This is a genomic window from Paenibacillus lemnae (genome assembly GCF_012933385.1).
GTDB classification, from domain to species: Bacteria; Bacillota; Bacilli; order Paenibacillales; family Paenibacillaceae; genus Paenibacillus_AQ; species Paenibacillus_AQ lemnae.
In genome coordinates this window covers 1-1404 of the sequence record NZ_JABBPN010000043.1, presented here as the reverse complement: position 1 = coordinate 1404, position 1404 = coordinate 1, and the positions used below count along the sequence as shown (strand labels likewise).

Sequence of the window (1404 nt, the reverse complement as noted above, 5' to 3'; positions counted from 1 at the left end):
GGACCGAATTCCGCAGTAACGATTATGCTGGCAAGTGACCTCGGCACTTTTCGCAGCAAAACTCAGCATTTTTCACTTGCAAAAAACAGATACGGGAACGTTATAAGAAATTGTCGCAAATCATTAAATATAAGGAGATGAGAACGATGAAGAGATATAAGAATACTTCAGGAAGGCAATTGATCTATGATTCGTACAATACATTGTTAAAGTCATGGAAAACTGATTTTGAAGAGAAAGATATAGAGACTTCATATGGACAAACTCATATCATTGTAGCTGGTGACCCTCAAAGGCCGCCACTATTACTTTTTCATGGTACTGCTGACAATTCAGCCATGATGTGGGTTTACAATATTAAGGAGTTGTCTAAGCAGTTCTATGTACTTGCAGTTGATGCCATCGGAGGTTCAGGGAAAAGTGAACCCAATGCAGATTATTATAAACAGTTTAACCAGATTATCTGGATCGACGAGATATTAGCTGGATTAGGTATTCAACAGACCAATATATGTGGAGTTTCTTACGGCGCATACTTATCTTACTTCTATACTCTAAAGAGACCGTCAAGAGTACATAAAATTGTGTGTTTGGCAGGAGGAATTCCTTCAAGTCAATTCGAGGTAATGTCAAGAATGTTGGCAGCCTTTTTACCTGAAGCATTGTTTCCCACAGAGAAAAATTGTAGAAAGTTGTTGAAGAAATTGAGCGGCCCATACTATTCAAGATTGGAAGTGAATGAAATATTGATGAAGCATTGGTACTATTTATTGAAATACTTCAATAATAGATCAATGATGCAACATAAAATTCAAATACATAAGGACTCAGAATTAACAATATTAAATGGCAAGGTAATGTTTCTGATTGGACAATATGACAGATTGTCCAATCATTCTAAAGCTATAAAGAGATTACAGGATAACAAGATAAATTATAAAATTATTAAGGATGCAGGTCATGCAATAAACCATGAGCAATCAGATATTATTAACAAAGAAATTATTGAGTTTTTATCATAAGAGATCATTAGAATATTCGACGAAGGCGACAACATCTTATAACATCATATCTACACCGCGTCGCTACGCTCCTTGGTCTGCCCGAGGGTTTTCGAGGAAGCGAATCAGGCAGACAACCCTGCAAGACTAAATGGCGAAGCCACCCAGTCGCTGCGCTCCTTTAAGTCTTTCGGGTTCGTAGATATAGTAACGTTATGTGAAATACCAGAATGAAATTGAATTATAATACAAAAAATTAAAAGTTCTAAAGAGGAGAAATTACTATGGATGTTGTAGGGACAATAAAAGATTTATGGCTCTTCGCTCTACTTCGTGGGTAGCATGCAGAATGTTAGTTTCATAACCCCTTTCGCCTTTAAGAGACTTTCAGATGTTGAGACAG

The 1404-nt window shown here is 36.8% G+C and carries 1 protein-coding gene; it reads left to right on the top strand.

Annotation, left to right across the window (positions count from 1 at the left end):
• Positions 1 to 146: 146 nt before the first annotated feature.
• The gene (locus tag HII30_RS21315; protein WP_169507054.1) at positions 147 to 1022 is read left to right on the top strand and encodes an alpha/beta fold hydrolase; all 876 of its coding nucleotides are present in this window, start codon (positions 147 to 149) and stop codon (positions 1020 to 1022) included.
• Positions 1023 to 1404: the final 382 nt, after the last annotated feature.

Bases quoted from the DNA above. Each gene is read 5' to 3' on its own strand.
- HII30_RS21315 (WP_169507054.1), top strand. From the start codon at position 147: ATGAAGAGATATAAGAATACTTCAGGAAGGCAATTGATCTATGATTCG.